Annotated in this window: 17 protein-coding genes; 8 read left to right on the plus strand and 9 right to left on the minus strand. The window is 63.5% G+C overall.

The window, feature by feature from the left end:
* Positions 1-17 precede the first annotated feature (17 nt).
* From BRPE64_RS25235 to BRPE64_RS25255, 5 genes are all read left to right on the plus strand, one after another.
* Positions 18-380 carry a BON domain-containing protein gene (locus BRPE64_RS25235; protein WP_016347763.1) on the plus strand — a complete coding sequence of 121 codons (363 nt, stop codon included), beginning with the start codon at positions 18-20 and terminating at the stop codon, positions 378-380.
* Between the two features lie 246 nt (positions 381-626).
* Positions 627-1,160: a formaldehyde-activating enzyme gene (gene fae, locus BRPE64_RS25240; RefSeq protein ID WP_016347764.1), complete on the plus strand. Its 534-nt coding sequence runs from the start codon at positions 627-629 to the stop codon at positions 1,158-1,160.
* 399 nt (positions 1,161-1,559) lie between these two features.
* Positions 1,560-3,824 carry a catalase/peroxidase HPI gene (gene katG / locus BRPE64_RS25245; protein ID WP_016347765.1) on the plus strand — a complete coding sequence of 755 codons (2,265 nt, stop codon included), beginning with the start codon at positions 1,560-1,562 and terminating at the stop codon, positions 3,822-3,824.
* A 149-nt stretch (positions 3,825-3,973) separates the two neighbouring features.
* On the plus strand, positions 3,974-4,798 hold the full coding sequence (locus BRPE64_RS25250) for an isocitrate lyase/PEP mutase family protein (protein WP_044043255.1): 825 nt from the start codon (positions 3,974-3,976) through the stop codon (positions 4,796-4,798).
* Positions 4,799-4,825: 27 nt separating this feature from the next.
* Positions 4,826-5,224 carry a RidA family protein gene (locus BRPE64_RS25255; protein WP_016347767.1) on the plus strand — a complete coding sequence of 133 codons (399 nt, stop codon included), beginning with the start codon at positions 4,826-4,828 and terminating at the stop codon, positions 5,222-5,224.
* 34 nt (positions 5,225-5,258) lie between these two features.
* On the opposite strand, the gene BRPE64_RS25260 is transcribed toward BRPE64_RS25255, so the two are convergent.
* The 5 genes from BRPE64_RS25260 to BRPE64_RS25280 form a co-directional block, all read right to left on the minus strand.
* A complete protein-coding gene (locus BRPE64_RS25260; protein ID WP_016347768.1) occupies positions 5,259-6,137 on the minus strand; it encodes an isocitrate lyase/PEP mutase family protein in 879 nt (292 codons plus the stop codon).
* A 19-nt stretch (positions 6,138-6,156) separates the two neighbouring features.
* Positions 6,157-7,578, minus strand: a complete 1,422-nt coding sequence (locus tag BRPE64_RS25265) for an MFS transporter (RefSeq protein WP_016347769.1) — start codon at positions 7,576-7,578, stop codon at positions 6,157-6,159.
* Positions 7,579-7,650: 72 nt separating this feature from the next.
* Positions 7,651-8,337, minus strand: a complete 687-nt coding sequence (locus BRPE64_RS25270; RefSeq protein ID WP_232519326.1) for a GntR family transcriptional regulator — start codon at positions 8,335-8,337, stop codon at positions 7,651-7,653.
* 104 nt (positions 8,338-8,441) lie between these two features.
* Positions 8,442-9,272, minus strand: a complete 831-nt coding sequence (locus tag BRPE64_RS25275) for a cytochrome c (protein ID WP_016347771.1) — start codon at positions 9,270-9,272, stop codon at positions 8,442-8,444.
* On the minus strand, positions 9,269-10,051 hold the full coding sequence (locus BRPE64_RS25280) for an IclR family transcriptional regulator (protein WP_016347772.1): 783 nt from the start codon (positions 10,049-10,051) through the stop codon (positions 9,269-9,271). The genes BRPE64_RS25275 and BRPE64_RS25280 overlap by 4 nt, the downstream gene beginning before the upstream one ends.
* A 145-nt stretch (positions 10,052-10,196) precedes the next feature.
* Here BRPE64_RS25280 and BRPE64_RS25285 point away from each other — a divergent pair, with 145 nt between their 5' ends.
* Together BRPE64_RS25285 and BRPE64_RS25290 are read left to right on the plus strand one after the other, a co-directional pair.
* Positions 10,197-11,564 (plus strand): MFS transporter, encoded by a 1,368-nt coding sequence (locus BRPE64_RS25285; RefSeq protein ID WP_016347773.1) that lies wholly within the window; start codon positions 10,197-10,199, stop codon positions 11,562-11,564.
* A gap of 13 nt (positions 11,565-11,577) precedes the next feature.
* Positions 11,578-12,024, plus strand: a complete 447-nt coding sequence (locus BRPE64_RS25290) for a type II 3-dehydroquinate dehydratase (RefSeq protein ID WP_044043669.1) — start codon at positions 11,578-11,580, stop codon at positions 12,022-12,024.
* On the opposite strand, the gene BRPE64_RS25295 is transcribed toward BRPE64_RS25290, so the two are convergent.
* Genes BRPE64_RS25295 through BRPE64_RS25305 form a run of 3 tightly spaced genes read right to left on the minus strand, consistent with a single transcriptional unit; the run spans position 12,021 to position 15,737 of the window.
* Positions 12,021-13,628: an acyl-CoA synthetase gene (locus BRPE64_RS25295; RefSeq protein ID WP_016347775.1), complete on the minus strand. Its 1,608-nt coding sequence runs from the start codon at positions 13,626-13,628 to the stop codon at positions 12,021-12,023. The genes BRPE64_RS25290 and BRPE64_RS25295 overlap by 4 nt on opposite strands.
* 58 nt (positions 13,629-13,686) lie before the next feature.
* Positions 13,687-15,243 (minus strand): MFS transporter, encoded by a 1,557-nt coding sequence (locus BRPE64_RS25300; protein ID WP_016347776.1) that lies wholly within the window; start codon positions 15,241-15,243, stop codon positions 13,687-13,689.
* Entirely contained in the window at positions 15,240-15,737 is a 498-nt protein-coding gene (locus BRPE64_RS25305) for a MerR family transcriptional regulator (protein ID WP_044043262.1), read from the minus strand. Before BRPE64_RS25305 ends, BRPE64_RS25300 begins: the two co-directional genes overlap by 4 nt.
* Positions 15,738-15,926: 189 nt before the next feature.
* Between BRPE64_RS25305 and pssA the strand changes: the two genes are divergently transcribed.
* Entirely contained in the window at positions 15,927-16,535 is a 609-nt protein-coding gene (gene pssA, locus BRPE64_RS25310) for a CDP-diacylglycerol--serine O-phosphatidyltransferase (RefSeq protein WP_016347778.1), read from the plus strand.
* On the opposite strand, the gene BRPE64_RS25315 is transcribed toward pssA, so the two are convergent.
* Positions 16,525-17,493 carry a LysR family transcriptional regulator gene (locus BRPE64_RS25315; RefSeq protein WP_016347779.1) on the minus strand — a complete coding sequence of 323 codons (969 nt, stop codon included), beginning with the start codon at positions 17,491-17,493 and terminating at the stop codon, positions 16,525-16,527. The genes pssA and BRPE64_RS25315 overlap by 11 nt on opposite strands.
* Positions 17,494-17,505 lie beyond the last annotated feature (12 nt).

The raw sequence follows: 17,505 nt of genomic DNA on the forward strand, positions 1-17,505 counted from the left end.
TCAGGTTAATCAAGGCAATGAACACCACTCGAATTGCACATTTCGCACAACTCACGTCATGCGCGCTCGTGATCGCCGTTTCTTCATTCGCTCACGCACAAGCCGACGGTCCCGCATCGGCCACGGCGGAGGCGTCGAAAGCGGCGTCGAGCGTATCGTCGAAGGCGGAGGATCGCGCGTTGCGCCGCCGCGTTCTGACGGCGCTCGGCAAGGCCAAGGGCATGCGCGCGACCGGCATCACCGTTCGCGCGAAGGGCGGCGCCGTGCTGCTCGAAGGCTGGGTGCCGGAGGAAGCGCAGATCGAACAGGCGACGCGCGTCGCGCAGGGCGTGCCCGGCGTGCAATCCGTGCGCAATGAGCTGACGCTTTCGACCTTCTGACGTCTTTTCGACTTACGCACGCGTCACCTCAAAACGAGCGCGATGTCATGCACATCGCGCTCTTTTTTTGCGTCTGCACGCTTCAGACGATGATCCCGCGCAATGTGTCACACCGCGCGGACAGTGTGTCTCCGTGCGGCCACCGCGCGCACCGGCCGCTGGCTGATCGAGGGCGATGGCATCGTCCTTGCATGTGGACGTTCCCTCGATCTTCCGAACCTCGTTCAGCCCTGAAAGGAGAGCCCCATGAGTCTGGATCTGACGTTCCGCGCAGGCGAAGCCACCGTGCTCGCTGCTCCCGGACAAACGACCGATGCGATGCCCGAAATTCTGATTGGCCGCGTCGACGGGCCGGTCGGTCACGCGTTCGCCAACATGATGGCGCAGTCCAAAGGCCACACCGCGATGTTCGCGATACGCGCGTGCAATCAGATGGTCCGCCCCGCGACGATGATCGTCCCGAAAGTGACGCTCAAGGACATGGCGAATATCGATCTGTTCGGCGGCGTGGTGCAATCGGCGACGGCGGATGCGGTCGTCGATTGTCTGATCGACGGCATCTTGCCGAAGGATCAGGCCAACGAGTTGTGCATCATCAGTCTTGTGTGGATCGATCCGCGCTGCGCGACCGACGCGAATCTCGACAAGAAGGACATGTACCGCACCAATTACGAAGCGACGAAGCTCGCTATCCAGCGCGCGATGAGCAACGAGCCGAGCGTGGAGACGCTCATCGCCAATCGGCACAGCATCAAGCACGACATGGACGACTGGAGTTGAGCAGCCACGTCATATTGATCGGGACAACGAAATAAAATCATTCTCACGCAATCACCGCGCGGGCGGACGGCTGAACACTCCGCCAGCCAGCCACGGCATACGCTGCTAGACTGAAACTCCTGCTGAAGAACGACCGACGCGCGCGGCCATATTCCGCACTGCAGCATGCTCCGCGCGCGAAAACGCTATAGCCGCGTCCTATCGGCGGCATTGCAAAAATCGCCTTCTATTGATGGCTGCTCTCACGTATTTTTTAGCATGCGGAAGGCTCGCCGCAAGAGTCATGCTCGCCGGATTGCATGCCGCGACCTCCCTCATTTGACCCGTTTCGGGCAGCACGAAACCTGATGTCGTAGCCGTAGAACAACTAGTTGGTACGTCCTCGCAAGGAGATAGCGCATGTCAAATGAATCGAAGTGCCCGTTCAATCATGCCGCCGGTACCGGCACGACCAACCGGGACTGGTGGCCGAAGCAACTACGGGTGGATCTGCTGAACCAGCATTCCAGAAAGTCCAATCCGCTCGAAGCCGATTTCGATTACGCCGAAGCATTCAAGACTCTCGATCTGGCCGCGGTCAAGCGGGACCTCGCGGCATTGATGACGAATTCGCAGGAATGGTGGCCGGCCGACTTCGGCCACTACGGACCGCTTTTTATCCGCATGGCGTGGCATAGCGCCGGCACGTATCGGACCGGCGACGGACGCGGAGGCGGCGGACGCGGACAGCAGCGTTTCGCGCCGCTCAATAGTTGGCCGGACAATGTCAGCCTCGACAAGGCGCGTCGTCTGTTGTGGCCGATCAAGCAGAAGTATGGCCAGAAACTCTCCTGGGCCGACTTGATGATCCTGACCGGCAACGTCGCGCTGGAAACCATGGGCTTCAAGACCTTCGGCTTCGCCGGCGGCCGCGAAGATACGTGGGAACCGGATCAGGACGTGTACTGGGGCAATGAAAAGACCTGGCTCGGCGGCGATGTCCGCTACGGCAAGGGTGCGGCCGGCAACGACGACGATCAGGGCGTCATCACCGCCGATGTCGAAAAGCACGGTGAGGAAGTCAGCCGCACCGACGCGGGCCGCAATCTGGAGAATCCGCTCGGCGCGGTCCAGATGGGTCTGATCTATGTCAATCCGGAAGGCCCGGACGGCAATCCCGATCCGCTCGCGGCGGCGCATGACATCCGCGAGACTTTCGCGCGCATGGCGATGAACGACGAGGAAACTGTCGCGCTGATTGCGGGCGGGCACACGTTCGGCAAGACGCACGGTGCGGGTCCGGCTGACAACGTCGGTCCGGAGCCGGAATCCGCCGATGTCGAGAATATGGGTCTCGGCTGGAAGAGCACCTTCGGCAGCGGCAAGGGCGCGGACACGATCACGAGCGGTCTCGAAGTGACCTGGACCACGACGCCGACGAAGTGGGGCAGCGGCTTCTGGGAAAGCCTGTTCGGTCACGAATGGGAACTGACCAAGAGCCCGGCGGGCGCGAATCAATGGGTCGCGAAGGATTCAGCGGAAACCGTGCCGCACGCGCATGACGCATCGAAGAAGCTGAAGCCGACGATGCTCACGACCGACCTGTCGCTGCGCTTCGATCCGGAATACGCGAAGATTTCGAAGCGTTTCTGGGAAAACCCCGATCAGTTCGCAGATGCCTTCGCGCGCGCCTGGTTCAAGCTGACGCACCGCGACATGGGCCCGAAAGCCCGCTATCTCGGCCCTGAAGTTCCGCAGGAAGACATGCTCTGGCAGGACCCGATTCCGGCGGTCGATCATCCGCTTGTGAGCGAGCAGGATGTCGCGGCGCTCAAGCAGAAAGTGCTGGCGTCGGGTCTGTCGGTGGCGGAACTGGTGTCGGCGGCGTGGGCATCGGCATCGACGTTTCGCGGTTCGGACAAGCGCGGCGGCGCCAACGGCGCGCGTATCCGCCTGGCGCCCCAGAAGGACTGGCAAGCGAACGCGCCCGAACAACTGGCGAAGGTGTTGAAGACGCTCGAAGGCATCCAGAGTGGCTTCAACGGCGCACAGTCCGATGGCAAGAAGATCTCGATGGCCGATCTGATCGTGCTGGCGGGCGGCGCGGCCATCGAGCAGGCGGCCGAGAAGGGCGGGCAGAAGGTAACGGTGCCGTTCACGCCGGGCCGCATGGACGCGACGCAGGACCAGACCGACGTGGAATCGGTCGGGGCGCTCGAACCGGTCGCCGATGGCTTTCGCAATTACGTCAAGGCGGGCGTTGGCGTTGCGCCCGAAGCGCTGCTGATCGACCGGGCGCAGTTGCTGACGCTGACCGCGCCGGAAATGACGGCGCTCATCGGCGGATTGCGGGCGTTGAAGGTGTCGGCGGGGCAGAACTCGCAGGGCGTCTTCACCGACCGGCCGGAAACGCTGACGAACGATTTCTTCGTCAATCTGCTCGACATGAACACGGAATGGCTGCCGGTTTCTTCAGGCCGCGATGTGTTCGAAGGGCGCGATCGAAAGACGGGTCAGCGCAAGTGGACGGGCAGCCGCGTCGATCTGATCTTCGGTTCGCATTCGGTGCTGCGTGCGCTGTCCGAGGTCTATGCCAGCGCCGATGCGCAGGAGAAGTTCGTCAAGGACTTCGTCGCCGCGTGGACCAAGGTGATGAATCTCGATCGCTTCGATCTGAAGAAGTAGGCGGCAGCTTTTTAGCAACTGCACGCCGGACGGCGGCTCTTCGGAGCCGCCGTTTTTTCATGCGCGTTCACATCATGTGACGCACGAATTTTCAGCGAATCGCGTATTGTCTACGCTTGACTCGTTCGTTCATCGACTGGAGACATGACATGCCCCGCACCGTCGCCGAGAAACGCGCCGCCTTTCGCGCGCTGCACGAATCAGGCTGTTTCATGTTGCCGAATCCCTGGGATGTCGGCTCCGCGCGCTATCTCGAATCGCTCGGTTTCAAGGCGCTCGCAACCACCAGTTCCGGCTTCGCGTGGTCTCGCGGACACGCCGACAATCACATGACGCGCGATGCGGTGCTCGCTCATCTGCGCGAGATCGTCGGGGCGACCGATTTGCCCGTGAACGCGGACTTCGAAAGCGGCTTCGGCGCCACGCCGGATGACGTTGCGCAGAGCGTGAAGCTCGCAATCGAAACGGGCGTCGCAGGTTTGTCGATCGAAGATTCGACCGGCGACGAAGCCGCGCCGCTGTTTCCGATCGACGTTGCCGTGCAGCGCATGAAGGCCGCGCGGCGCGCTATCGATGAGCGCGGCGGCGACACCTTGCTCGTCGGCCGCGCGGAGAATTTCTTCGCGGGCAAGCCCGATCTCGACGATGCCATCGCGCGTCTCAAAGCCTATTCCGACGCGGGCGCCGACTGTCTGTATGCGCCCGGCATCAAGACGCGCGAGCAGATCGAAGCGGTCGTGAAGGCGCTCGCGCCGAAGCCGGTGAATCTGCTGATCGGCGGCGTGTCGGAGTTCGCGTTGAGCGACGTGGCCGCGCTTGGCGTGCGGCGCGTGAGCGTCGGCGGAGGGCTGGCGCGCGTGGCGTGGGGCGGCTTCATGCGCGCGGCGCAAGGTCTCGTCGACGGGCGTTTCGACGGCTTCAAGGACGCCGCCGCGGGCGACGCTCTCAACGGAATTTTCGACAAACGCGCATAGCGCGACAAGGCAAAGGAAACGATCGATATGGCTCGCGAAATCATCCGTGTCGAACCGCTTTCGACCTGGCTCGAACGATTCAAGGCGCCGACCTCCGCGGTCACGCGCCACGGCGACACGGTCTATGTGTCCGGCTTTCCGCCTTTCGATCCGGCGACGGGAGAAATCGTTGCAAATGCAACTATCGAGCGGCAGACCGAACTCGTGCTGGAGCAGTTGAAGCTGTGTGTGGAAGCGGCGGGTTCCTCGCTGGATCAGGTGCTGAAGTGCAATGTCTATTGCACGTCCGTCGATGCGTTCGGCACGGTCAACGCGGTCTATGCGCGCTTCTTCGGCCCCAATCCGCCCGCGCGCATTTTCGTCAATGTTCCGGCGTGGCCGGGCGGCTTCGACATCGAGATCGATTGCGTCGCGGCGGTGGCCTGAGCTTCGGCATCGCGAAGCTCAGGCGTGGCGTGCGTCAATCGGCGTGCGCCCGGTCGAACGCCCAGACTTCGGGGAAGCCCATCAGCTCGCACATCTCCGAGAACGGGTACATGCCGCTCGCCGCGCCTTCGGTGCCCTTGCGCGCGAGAATCTCGCCGTACACGTCCTTGAGCGCCTTCGCCACCGTTAGAAAACCCGACGCCGGATAGATCGCCAGCGAGAAGCCGAGCTTCTGCAATTCGTCGGGCGCGAGTTGCGGCGTCCTGCCGCCTTCGACCACATTGACGAGCAGCGGCATGTCGAACGTGCTGCCGATCTTCGCCAGTTCTTCCACGCTCTCCGGCGATTCGACGAACAGCACATCGGCGCCTGCCTTCGCGTATGCGTCGGCGCGGCGCAGCGCTTCATCGAGCCCGAGCGACGTGCGCGCGTCCGTTCTCGCGACGATCTGAAAATTGCGGTCGCTGCGGCTCTCCACCGCGACCTTGATCTTGCGCACCATGTCTTCGAGCGCGATCACGCGGCGGCCCGGCGTATGGCCGCATTTCTTGGGGAATTCCTGATCTTCGAGCTGGATACCGGCGGCGCCCGCCTGTTCGTAGCCGTGCACGGTATGCGCGACGTTGAGCAGGCCGCCGTAGCCCGTGTCGCCGTCGCAGATCATCGGCGTCTTCGTGCCGCCGCAGAATGCCGCGACGCGATTCACCATGTCGGTGTACGTGGCGAGCCCGGCATCCGGAAGCCCGAGATAGGACGCGACGGTGCCGAAGCCCGTCATGTAAAGACAGTCGAAGCCCATCGAGTCGGCCATCTTCGCGGAGATCATGTCGAAAATGCCGGGCGCGGTGACGATCTCCTTGCGCGCGAAACGTGCCTTCAACGCCTGACGCTTGCTTTCATTCGTGACGCTCATGACGGTTCCTCAGTAAGTTTCAACGTTGCGATTCATGCGACAGCGACGACGTCGCGAGTGCGCCGTCGAGATCGGTCGAAGGCGCGATGTCTTCGAGCGAGCGGCGATTCGTCTCGATGCCGAACACCGCGAGCACGAGCGCCATCACGACGAGCGCGCCGATGATCATCGACAACACGTCTTTCACGCCGCCCGCCGTATACATCACGACGACGAGCTGCGGCGCGAAGATGCCCGTGATGCGTCCCGCGCAACCCGCGATGCCGTTCGCGCGCATGCGGTTCTCGGTCGCGAAGAGCTCGGGGATATACGTGGCGATGCCGAGCGCGACCATCAGATAGGTGAGCGTGAAGAGCAGGAAGCCGAGCAGCGTCGCCATTTCGACGCCGGTCGAATGTCCGTAGAGCCAGCCGACGACCGCCGCCAGCGCGGACACCGCAATGAGCCCGTTCTTGCGTCCGACGCGGTCGGCGATCAGCACGCCCACAAGCGCGCCAGCCGGCCCGCCGAGCGCCATCAACGACGAATAGCCGAGCGACGACGCCATGCCGACGCCCTGCTTCATCAGGAACGTCGGGACCCAGACGATAAAGCCGTAGATCACCATGTTGACCGCGACCTGCACGACGATCGACACGAACGTGCGGCGAATCAGCGAGGGCGAGAAGAGTTCGAGCAGCGTGGTTTTCTTGGTCACGGTGCGCGGCGCATCGGTGATGGGCGGCAGCGGCGCGCGCCGCGACGACTCTTCCTCGGCGGCGCGCAGGATCGCTTCGGCTTCCTCGTAACGGCCTTTCGATTCGAGCCAGCGCGGCGATTCGGGCATCTTCTTGCGGATCACCCACACGATCATCGCGCCGACGCCGACAATGGCGAACATCGCACGCCAGCCGATCGTCGGGATGATGAGATAGCCGAGAAACGTCGAGAAGAACAGCGCCGAGTTCGTGATGAGCGACAGATACGCCGACCACTTGCCGCGCACCGCAGGCGGCATGAACTCGCCGACCGACCCGTAACCCACGACGATTTCCGCGCCCAGTCCGAGCCCCATGAAGAAGCGGCACACGATGAGCCACGTCATGTTCGGTGCGAACGCTCCGGCAATCGATGCGAGTCCGAAGACCGCGAGATTGAACTGATACGTGAACTTGCGGCCTTTCGCGTCGCCGAGCACGCCGGCGGTGAAGGCGCCGAGCAACATGCCGATGAACGTCGACGAGAGGAACGCGGCGTTCAGTTGCATCGTCGACCAGCCGGTTTTCGCGAGCGCGCCGAGCACGCCGCCCGCGAGATAAATGTCGAACGAATCGAGGAACATGCCCGCGCCGATCAGCCATAGCACGCGCTTGTGAAAGCCGGAGATCGGCAGGCGGTCGAGGCGCGGACCGGCGCTGACCGAGCTTATCGTGGTGGCGGCGGTGCCGTCGGTGCTCAGCATGTCGTGTCTCCATTGTCGCTGCGGCGACTATCTAACGACGGTTCAAATGCTGTCTGCTCGAAGCGCCGCCGTTCACGCGGAGGCGGAATGCTCTCTGTCGTAGCGGTCGAGCACCGCCTTTTCGGCGGCGAGAATATGGCAGCGCGTGACGGCTTCCGCCCACGCGGTATTGCGCTGTTCGAGCGCAAGAACGATCTCGACATGCTGGCGCGCGCTGCGCTCGCGGTCGGCGTCGCTGTAGGTGTCGAACGTCCACTTGATGAGCGGCGTTTCCTTCATCGACTTGAGCGAGCGATCGAGGCGCGCGTTGTTCGCGGCGGCCGTGATGATCGCGTGGAATTCGCCGTTCGCGGTGAACCAGGCTTCGCATGTCTCGTGCGTCGATGGACGCTGCGTGATCGCGAGCATCGCATCGGCAAGCGTTTTGAGGCGCGCGATGTCGGCCGCGCTGATCGCGAGCGCCGCGCGCCCGGCCAGATACGGCTCGATCAAAAGCCGCGCTTCGAAGATCTCGCGCGCGTCCTGCAAGGTCCACGCCTTCACGCGCACGCCGTAGTTCGCGCGCGTTTCGACCCAGCCTTCGGCGTCGAGGCGGCGCAGGGCTTCGCGCACCGGCGTGCGGCTTACGCCGAGACTTCTGGCGAGTTGTTCCTCGCGCAGATACTGGCCTGCGCCGTATTGCCCGCCCGCCAGCGCGTGCTTGATCGCGGCGTAGACGTCATCCGCCGAACGGGCCGGTTCGGGCAAGATTGTATGCAAAGCGGCCTCAGTCTGCGACACGACGCTCCAGTTTTATGCGTTTGACAGGACCATTGTATGCAATGTGGGCGCAATGAAACGTGGGGATTTCCCGCAGTGTTCGCTTACTTCGGGCGCTTGGCCATGTAGCCAAGATAGGCGATAAGCGCGTCGAGATCGCTGTCGCTGAGCGCGTTTTTGTCGAAAGGGGGCATTTTCATGTCGGGCCACGCGCGAATCGACTTCGGATCGCGGATGAACGACTTCAGCACCCACGGCTGAAAGTATTCGGTCGGATTGTGCGGGCGTCCGAGGTCGGGGCCCATCGATGCATCGCCGGCGCCGTTCATCTTGTGGCAGACCATGCACTGCGTCGCTAACACGCTCTGGCCGCGGCGCACCGGCGAATTCGCGGGCACGTTCTTGTCGACGGCGAGCTGCGGCCAGCGCGCGGCGAGCGTCTGCGCAATGCGAATCGCATCGACCTTGAACGGCCATTGTTCGCTCGTCACGCCCGACGCAGCCGGATCGAGCCACACGACATAGAACGGACCGATATCGCCGCTGCCCGACACATGCGGCCACGGCTCGTCGGGCGATTCGATCGCGAGCCACGGCTCGGCGCGTTTCTTCGCATCGCCGAACAGGAGATTCGACGAAAGATGCGTGACGAAGCCATCCGTGGCGGTGATCTGCAGCTCGGTCCCGGCGGGCAGTTGCGCGATGCCGAGCAGCGCCCGCAGCGGCACGGCGCGATACGTCATCGTGCGATGAAAGGTGACGTCGTTCGGCACGCGAATGGTCGCGACGTCGGGGCGCGTGAGCAACTGGTCGGTCGTGAGCGAACGCTCGCCGCCGACATTGATCGCGAGGCTCGCGGCCATCGACTGCGCGCAGGCGAGCATGAAGCTCGCGAGCGTGAAGGCACGTTTGAAGATGCGACGTTTGCGTTTCAACGCACTCTCCCGAACAACGGCGAAGCGAGGCTCGCCGCCGCAAGTTCCTGCGCGGCCGCGAGGAGCGTCGGCCCGAGCGTCATCATGCGCTTTTCGGTGAGCCGCACCAGCGGTCCCGCAATGCTGATGACGCCGATCGCCGGATAGCCGCGCCGCTGCACGGGCGCGGCCATCGCCGTCATGCCGGGCGCGAAGACTTCGTTGATCGTCGCGTAGCCGCGCTCGCGGGCGGCGTGTACGAATTCGAGCAGGCCCGTGACGGTGGTCGGCGCGCGCGGCCCGTATTGCTTCGGCGATCCGAAGCCTTGTCTCGACACGAGTTCGAGCGCGCGTTCGTCGGACATCGTCATCATCCACGCGTGGCCGGTTGCGCTGCACGAGAGGATCGTGTCCATGCCCATGTCCGGATCGTAGCGCAGGCCCTTGAGCGCGCCTTGCGCTTTCGCGACCCACGTGAGGCGGTCGCCGTCGACGATCGCAAGCCGCACCAGTTCGCCCGACGTTTCGGCGAGCCGGTCGAGCATGCTCTGCGCGATATCGACGATACCCGACGTCGCCAGATAGCTCAGCCCGAGGCCCACGAGTTTGGTCGTCAGCACGTAGTCGCCGTGCTCGCGCAATTGCCGCACATAGCCGCATTGCTTCAGATCGACGAGCAGACGATGACACGCGCTGCGCGGTATTTCGAGCTGGTCCGAGATCATCGCGAGGGGCGTGCCTTCCATTTGCGTCGCGAGAAATTCGAGGACCGCCAAGGTTCGTTCGGTGACGCCGGGCATCGTTGTTCTCTCACGGTTTTCGAGTCGAAACGAGCCGCATAATTGCATATTATGAGATGAAATTCCACCCTGGAACGATGTCCCACCCGTGCTGTTAATCTGTGCGCCATGCCGATTCCAGGCACACAAGAGGAGACGACACGACATGCTTCAATCATCATCCAACGAGGCCAATCAGGCCATGCGCACGCGCGCCGTGACCGCTGCCGCGATCGGCACGGCGCTCGAATGGTTCGACTTCACGCTGTACGGCGCGCTCGCCGCCACCGTATTGCCGAAGCTGTTTTTCCCCGCGATGGACCCGACTTCCGCGCTGCTGGCGTCGCTGGCGACGTTCGGCGTCGGGCTGGCGGCGCGGCCGCTCGGCGCGATCATCTGCGGCCATCTCGGCGACAAGCTCGGCCGCCGCAATCTCATGCTCGGCACCGTCACCGTGATGGGCCTCGCCTCGATGCTGATGGGCTTTTTGCCGACCTACGCGAGCATCGGCGTGTGGGCGCCGCTGTTGCTCGTGATCCTGCGCATCCTGCAAGGCTTCGCGCTCGGCGGCGAATCGACCGGCGCGCAGCTCATGGCGATCGAACATGCGAGCCCCGACGCGCGCGGCAAGTATTCCGGCCTGCTCGGATTGTGTTCGCCGCTCTCGCAGATCATGGCGAACGGCGTGCTGCTCGCGCTTTCATCGACCATGTCCGCCGACGCTTTCGACAGCTACGGCTGGCGCATTCCGTTCGTCCTGAGCTTCGTGCTGGTGATCGTCGGCCTGTATATCCGGCTGCGCGTCTCGGAGACGCCTGCGTTCGTGGCGCTGTCGAAGACCGAAGTCGCGCATGTCGGCAGTCCGCTGCGCGATGCGTTGCGCCTGCACTGGCGCACCGTGCTGCGCTGGATGCTGTTCTTCTGCGGACCGGCGGCGATCTTCTATCTGATCGTGGTGTTTTCGCTGAGCTATGTGACGAAGACGCTCGGCGTGCCGAAGCAAACCGGCTTTCTCCTGCTGATGGGCGCGAACGTCTGCGCAATCGTCGGCGCGCTGGCGGGCGGCATGCTGAGCGATCGCATCGGACGACGCCGTGCGCTCGCCATCGGCTCGACCGCGACGCTGTTGATGCTCTTCGTCTATTTCCAGATTCTCGATACGAAGAGCTTCATGCCGATGCTGCTCGCCATGGGCTTCTTCCTCGGCTTCACGCAGTTTCAGAGCGGCATTCAGCCGGTCGCGTTCGCCGAAGCGTTCCCGACGAACGTGCGCTATTCCGGCTCCGCGCTCGCCTATACGGGCGCGAATCTGATCGCGGGCGGCCCGATGCCGGTGCTCGCCGTGTGGCTCTTCGCGGTCTGCAACGGTTCGCCGTGGGGCGTGGTGGCGGTATGCGTCGTGTTCAACGTGATCTCGCTCGCCATGATCCTGACCGCGCCGGAGACACGCGGCATCGACCTGAATCGCACCGATTCCGCCGCCGAAGTGGCGGGCACGGACGCGCCGAATGCCATGCATTCCCAATCTCACTGAATTCACGATGCACATGAAACCACTCATCTACGTATTGAACGGCTCGAACCTGAACATGCTCGGCAAGCGCGAGCCGCATCTCTACGGCACGACGACGCTCGCGCAGGTTCAGTCGCGCACCGAGGCGCTCGCCGACGAACTCGGCCTGCAGTGCGAATTCCGCCAGACGAATCATGAAGGCGTGATGGTCGACTGGCTTCAGGAAGCGTTCGAAAAAGACGCAGCTGTCGTGATCAATCCAGCAGGTTTTTCCTTCGCGTCGATACCCGTGCTGGATGCGATCAAACTCATCAAGAAGCCGGTGGTCGAGGTTCATATCACGAACATCCATCAGCGAGACGAGCAGTATCGGCATTCGCTCGTCTCGCTGGCGGCGCGCGGCGTGATCTGCGGTCTCGGCGTGCAGGGCTATACGCTCGCCGTGCGCGCGGTGGCCGAAATGCTGCGCGAAGCGGCCTAGCCGCCGTCCGGCGTGAATTGCGCGCGCAGCGACTTGCGGATGACCTTGCCTGTTGCGGTCATCGGCAATTCGGCGACGAAGCGCACTTCGCGCGGATATTCGTGCGCCGCGAGCCGCGTGCGCACGTGTTCCTGCAACTCGCGCACGAGGGCATCGCCGGGTTCGAAGCCGTCGTTGAGCACGACGACCGCGCACACGATCTCCGTGCGCTTCGCATCCGGCACGCCGATGGCGGCCGCGAAGCGCACGGCCGGATGGCGGATCAGACAGTCTTCGATCGGCCCCGGCCCGATGCGATAGCCCGCGCTCGTGATTACGTCGTCGTCGCGGCCGATGAAGCGAAAAAAGCCGTCGCCGTCGAGCATGCCGAGGTCGCCCGTCAGCAGGAAATCGCCACGAAATTTCTGCGCGGTCGCGGCTTCGTCGCGCCAGTAGCCGAGGAACATGACCGGATCGGGCCGTGCGATGGCGATATGTCCCTGCACGCCGCAGGGCAACGGCACGCCACGATCATCGACGATTGCCACGCGATGCCCCGGCACCGCGCGGCCGATCGATCCGTTGCGCGGCTCGAACCATCGCTCGCACGACGACAGCACCATGTTGCATTCGGTCTGCCCATAAAACTCGTTGATGGTGACGCCGAGCTTCTCGCGTCCCCATGACAGCAACTCTTCTCCGAGCGATTCGCCGCCGCTCGCCACCGAGCGCAACGCGAGGCCTTCGCGCCCGGCACCGGGTGTGGCGCGCATCATCTTGAGCGCCGTAGGCGGCAGGAACGTATGGCTCACCGCGTGGCGCGCGAGAAGATCGAACGCGGCGTTGCCGTCGAACTTGTCGAAGCGGCGCGCGAGCACCGGCACACCGTGATGCCACGACGGCATCAGCACATCGAAGAGTCCGCCGATCCACGCCCAGTCGGCGGGCGTCCAGAACAGCGTGGCGTCGCGCGGAAAGCATTGCTGCGACATTTCCACGCCCGGCAGATGCCCGAGCAGAATGCGATGTCCGTGCAGCGCGCCCTTTGGCTTGCCCGTCGTGCCCGAGGTATAGATGATGACGGCCGGATCGTCGGCGGCGGTGTCGACGAGCGTTTCGTCGTCGGAGGCGGTTTCGATCGCGGGCCAGAAGTTCGAATCGGCGGAAAAGACGAGTTGCAGGTCGGGCAATGCGTCGCGGACCTGCGCGATTTTCGCGGCGCCTTCGGAATCGGTGATGACGGCTTTCGCGCCCGAGTGCGCAAGGCGGAACTCGATTGCATCCATGCCGAACAGCGCGAACAACGGCACGGCCACGCAGCCCATGCGATACGCGGCGAGATGCGCGATGGCCGCTTCGACCGACTGCCGCACGAAGATCGCGACGCGATCGCCACGCGCGACGCCTTGCGCTTTCATCGCGTTGGCGAAGCGGTTGGAGAGATGCTTCAGGTCGTCGAAGCTATAGCGTTTCTGCGACGCGTCGGCGGCTTCCACGATGAGTGCGAGCCGGCCCGAGCCGTCCGCCCATTTGTCGCACACGTCCTGCGCGATGCTGTAGCGCGCGGGAATGCGCCATTCGAATTGCGATGCGACGGCTTCGTACGAATCACCTGACGGGAGCATGGGCTGAGTGCGAAAGGGTTGGTTGTGCGCTCATCATACTTCCATGCGGCCGCTCGATTCAGTCGATGCGCTTCTGCCATATCGCAATCACGCTCGCACACAGCGCCACGCCGATGATGCAATAGAAGCCATCCAGCGAACCGAGGAAGTTCGCCTGTTGCGTGACCATGCGGCTCATTTCGCCGAGCGCCAGGCCTTTCGCTTGAGACGCGCTATAACCCATGTTCTCGAAGCCGCTCATCAGGCGTTCATACGCGTTAGTAAAAATCGGGTTATACGGATTGATGCTTTCGACGAGCCTCGTCTGATGCAGCGCGACGCGGTGCTGTTCGAGAATGATGATGGTGGCCGTGGAAAAGGAATACGTCAGTTGCTTGACGATATTCTTCAAGCGATAACCGTGGCTGTATTCCTCGATCGCGAAGACGCGAAACGTGAGATTGGCCACCGGCAGCGCGATGAAAAGCAGCAACATGCCGCGCAGGACCATCGGCAGGATGAGCCACGGCATGCTGACGTCGGGCGGCAACTCGACCATCCACGCGCCGATGAACGCCGCCAGCAGGAAGCCCGCCGTGATCAGCCATTTCTTGTGCCGGATGCGCGCCGAATAGCGGAAGTACAGCACGGCCATGCCGAGCGAAACGATCGACGTGTAGCCGACGAGCCTTCCCGCGTTTTCCACCGGATAGCCCAGGCCGACTTCGAGCGTGCGCGAGACGAGAAAGCTCATCGCGTTGTTGATGTAATAGAACGCGATGTACAGCACAATGCCCACCTGAAACGTCTTCTCGCGAAGCGCATGCAGACGCAGCAGCGGCCGCGGATGATGCCATTGATGCCACGCGAACCAGCCAAGCGAGAGCAGGCCGGCGACCGTGAGCACGATCAGTTCCGGCGACGTGCTGAACAACTCGAAGCGCACTTGCTGCATGACGATCTGCAGCGCGCCCTGCGCAAACGCGAAAACGATGTACGGCCAGAAATGCGTGTCGCGGCGTTCATGCGGCTCAACGCGCCCGGTAGACGGCACCGCGAAACACGCCAGCACGCCGAGGCCGACGCCCGCGAACGCAGTGGACGTGAAGAGCGCGCGCCATCCCAGCGACGCGACGAGATAGCCGCCGCACAAGGGTGCAAGCGCGGTGCCGAGCAGGATCATGTTGAGAAAGCGGCGCGTGGCGGCTGGACGCTCCCGCTGCGCGAAGCGTGTTTGAATCAGGATGCGCGCGGCGCTCATCATCGGGCCGATGAAGTAGCCCTGAAATCCGCGTGCGAGCGCAAGCTCGATCGACGATTCCGAAAACGCGGCCGCCACCGCGCCCGCCGCGAAGAGGAAGAGACACGCGGCGATATAACGCCGATTGCCGATGTGCTCGATCCACCATTGCTGTTGCAAGATGCCGAGCACGGATGTCACCGCGTATGCGCTTGAAGCCCACACGAGTTCGTCGGGCGATGCGTTGATGCCGCCCGCGATATAACTCGCGAAGAACGAAAACACGGAATTGTCGAAGTAATCCAGTCCGGTTGCGAGCGCGATGGCCCACGGAAACAGTCCATCCATCAGACGCTGGATTGAAAGATTCGGATTACGAACGAATTCAGTGGTCATTCTGCATCACGCGTTGCGCGTTTCGACTTGCTCGCGGTTATGCGTTCCTGCAGCAACGCTTCCTTGCTCTCGCCCGCGATCCGGCGCCGCAAATAGTCGAGGTCGCGGGCCAGCTCGCCACGGACCGCCTGCGCTTCCTTCAGTTCGCGGCGCACGGCGGCGATGCGTGCATCCACGGCGTCGATCTGTTGCGAAAGCGCCTGTTCGATCTCCCGCAACGACGACGCCGAATAGCCCGTGCGACCTTCGCCGAGCGTTTCCATCGGCCGTTTGAGCATTTCGACGATGCCCTGAAGCGAGAACCCGAGCGAGCGCAGGCGCAGGATGCGCGCAAACTGTTCCAGGTCCTGCTCGCTGTAGAGCCGGTAGCGTCCCTCGCTGCGCGTGGGCGTAACGAGCCCGCGCTCTTCGTAGTACTTGAGCGTGCGCGGCGTGACTTGCAGCCGTTCGGCGGCGTCGCGAATAGTGAGCAGCACGGGTTGGCTAGGCGGCATGGCGGGCGCTGAAATGCAGTGTCGATGCCGCGCAGTATAACGCAAACCTGTACGTTCGCGTACAGGTTGCGCGGGCATGCCGCGTGCTCGCCGCATGCGGCACGTCCTGCCGCAAGAGGGCGCGATGATAGACTCAACGACGCGGCGTTCGCGTTGAACGCCGCTTGACTGTCACAAAAACAGAAACGAATGAAACGATTCTCGATGATCCGCGAGTTCAACCTCGCCGATTGGTTTACGTTGGGCAACGCGGTATGCGGCACGGGCGCGCTATTTTCGGCGATGTCCTATCTCGACGATTCCGACGTCCTGCATATCTATCTGTCTTGCGCGCTGGTGTTCGCGGCGCTCGTGTTCGACGTGCTCGACGGCCGCATCGCGCGGTGGCGGCAAAAGGCATCGCTGCTGGGCAAGGAACTGGATTCGCTCGCCGACGTGATCTCGTTCGGCGTAGCGCCGGCGATCATCGCGTACGGCTTCGGCATGCGCGGGCTGTATGACCGCGTGATCCTCGCGTATTTCGTCGCGTGCGGCGTGTCGCGTCTCGCGCGCTATAACGTGACCACGGAAGAAATGTCGGGCGCGAGCGGCAAGGTTACGCATTTCGAAGGCACGCCAATTCCCACGTCCTTCGTGATCGTGCTCGTGCTGACGCTCGGTGCATGGATGGGCGCGATCGGCGAGAACATGTGGTTCGGCGCGTGGCGCATCGGCGGATTCACGCTGCATCCGCTCGTGCTGATCTACGCGATCTCCGGCTCGCTCATGATCAGCCGCATCCGCATTCCTAAGCCGTGACGAATTGCGGCGCGCGCACGCGGACATCGTCCGCGATCGGGCGCGCTGCATGGGGCGGCTTCACGTCGAACTTGTCCTTGAGCGACGTCGCCAGAAATTCCACGAAGGTTCTGATCTTCGCGTCCACATGCTGACGCGACGGATACACCGCGAACACGCTCGCGTTTTGTAGCGCGTGGTCGGGGAAGAGGCGCACCAGCCTGCCGGCGCGGATATCGTCGGCGACGAAGTAGTGCGGCATCGCGGAGACGCCCGCGCCCGCCAGCAGCGCGACGCGAATCGCCTCGGCGTCGTTGACGATGATCTGATCCGGCTGCGCGCCGTGCACGGCATCGGGCGCGAGTTCCGCGTGCCAGTCGCACGGATGCGCGAAGGGCGCGTTGATACGCGTGAGCGCGTGCATCGGCAGATCGCCGATCGACTCGACCGCGTGGCGCTTCAGATAGCCCGGCGCCGCGACCAGCACGCGCTGAAACCGGCCGACGATCCGGTACGTGTTGCCCGAATCGGGCAGTGAAGCCGCCGAGAGCACGGATACGTCGAACTGTTCGTGTACGAGGTCCGGCATGCCCGGCAACAGCTTCAGATCGACGGTGACTTCCGGATGCGCGCGCCGGTATTCGACGATCGTGGACATGAGTTGCGCGAGGCCCAGATCGGGCATTGCATGCACGCGCAGACGGCCGCGCGCGATGGTGGCGGCGTCGCTGGCTTCGGCGTCGGCGGCATCGATCTCGGCGAGGATCCGCTTGCACTTGTCGTAATAGCGCGCGCCGCTGTCGGTGAGCGACACGCGCCGCGTCGTGCGTTGCAGGAGCCGGGTGCGCAGGTCGTCTTCGAGCGAGACGACCGCGCGCGACACGATGCCCACGCTGCAATCCAGATCCTTCGCGACGCCGCTGAAGCTGCCGGTCTCGGCGACGCGCGAAAACACGCGCATGCTGAAGAGCTTGTCCATTCCGCTTCACCT

Source organism: Caballeronia insecticola, assembly GCF_000402035.1.
GTDB lineage: Bacteria > Pseudomonadota > Gammaproteobacteria > Burkholderiales > Burkholderiaceae > Caballeronia > Caballeronia insecticola.

Excerpts from the sequence above, each read along its gene's own strand:
- BRPE64_RS25280 (WP_016347772.1), bottom strand. The coding sequence starts at position 10,051 with ATGCCCGGCGTCACCGAACGAACCTTGGCGGTCCTCGAATTTCTCGCG.
- BRPE64_RS25300 (WP_016347776.1), bottom strand. The coding sequence starts at position 15,243 with ATGACCACTGAATTCGTTCGTAATCCGAATCTTTCAATCCAGCGTCTG.
- BRPE64_RS25285 (WP_016347773.1), top strand. The coding sequence starts at position 10,197 with ATGCTTCAATCATCATCCAACGAGGCCAATCAGGCCATGCGCACGCGC.
- BRPE64_RS25305 (WP_044043262.1), bottom strand. The coding sequence starts at position 15,737 with ATGCCGCCTAGCCAACCCGTGCTGCTCACTATTCGCGACGCCGCCGAA.
- BRPE64_RS25315 (WP_016347779.1), bottom strand. The coding sequence starts at position 17,493 with ATGGACAAGCTCTTCAGCATGCGCGTGTTTTCGCGCGTCGCCGAGACC.
- BRPE64_RS25295 (WP_016347775.1), bottom strand. The coding sequence starts at position 13,628 with ATGCTCCCGTCAGGTGATTCGTACGAAGCCGTCGCATCGCAATTCGAA.
- fae (WP_016347764.1), top strand. The coding sequence starts at position 627 with ATGAGTCTGGATCTGACGTTCCGCGCAGGCGAAGCCACCGTGCTCGCT.
- pssA (WP_016347778.1), top strand. The coding sequence starts at position 15,927 with ATGAAACGATTCTCGATGATCCGCGAGTTCAACCTCGCCGATTGGTTT.
- BRPE64_RS25290 (WP_044043669.1), top strand. The coding sequence starts at position 11,578 with ATGAAACCACTCATCTACGTATTGAACGGCTCGAACCTGAACATGCTC.
- BRPE64_RS25250 (WP_044043255.1), top strand. The coding sequence starts at position 3,974 with ATGCCCCGCACCGTCGCCGAGAAACGCGCCGCCTTTCGCGCGCTGCAC.
- BRPE64_RS25235 (WP_016347763.1), top strand. The coding sequence starts at position 18 with ATGAACACCACTCGAATTGCACATTTCGCACAACTCACGTCATGCGCG.
- BRPE64_RS25260 (WP_016347768.1), bottom strand. The coding sequence starts at position 6,137 with ATGAGCGTCACGAATGAAAGCAAGCGTCAGGCGTTGAAGGCACGTTTC.
- BRPE64_RS25255 (WP_016347767.1), top strand. The coding sequence starts at position 4,826 with ATGGCTCGCGAAATCATCCGTGTCGAACCGCTTTCGACCTGGCTCGAA.
- BRPE64_RS25265 (WP_016347769.1), bottom strand. The coding sequence starts at position 7,578 with ATGCTGAGCACCGACGGCACCGCCGCCACCACGATAAGCTCGGTCAGC.
- katG (WP_016347765.1), top strand. The coding sequence starts at position 1,560 with ATGTCAAATGAATCGAAGTGCCCGTTCAATCATGCCGCCGGTACCGGC.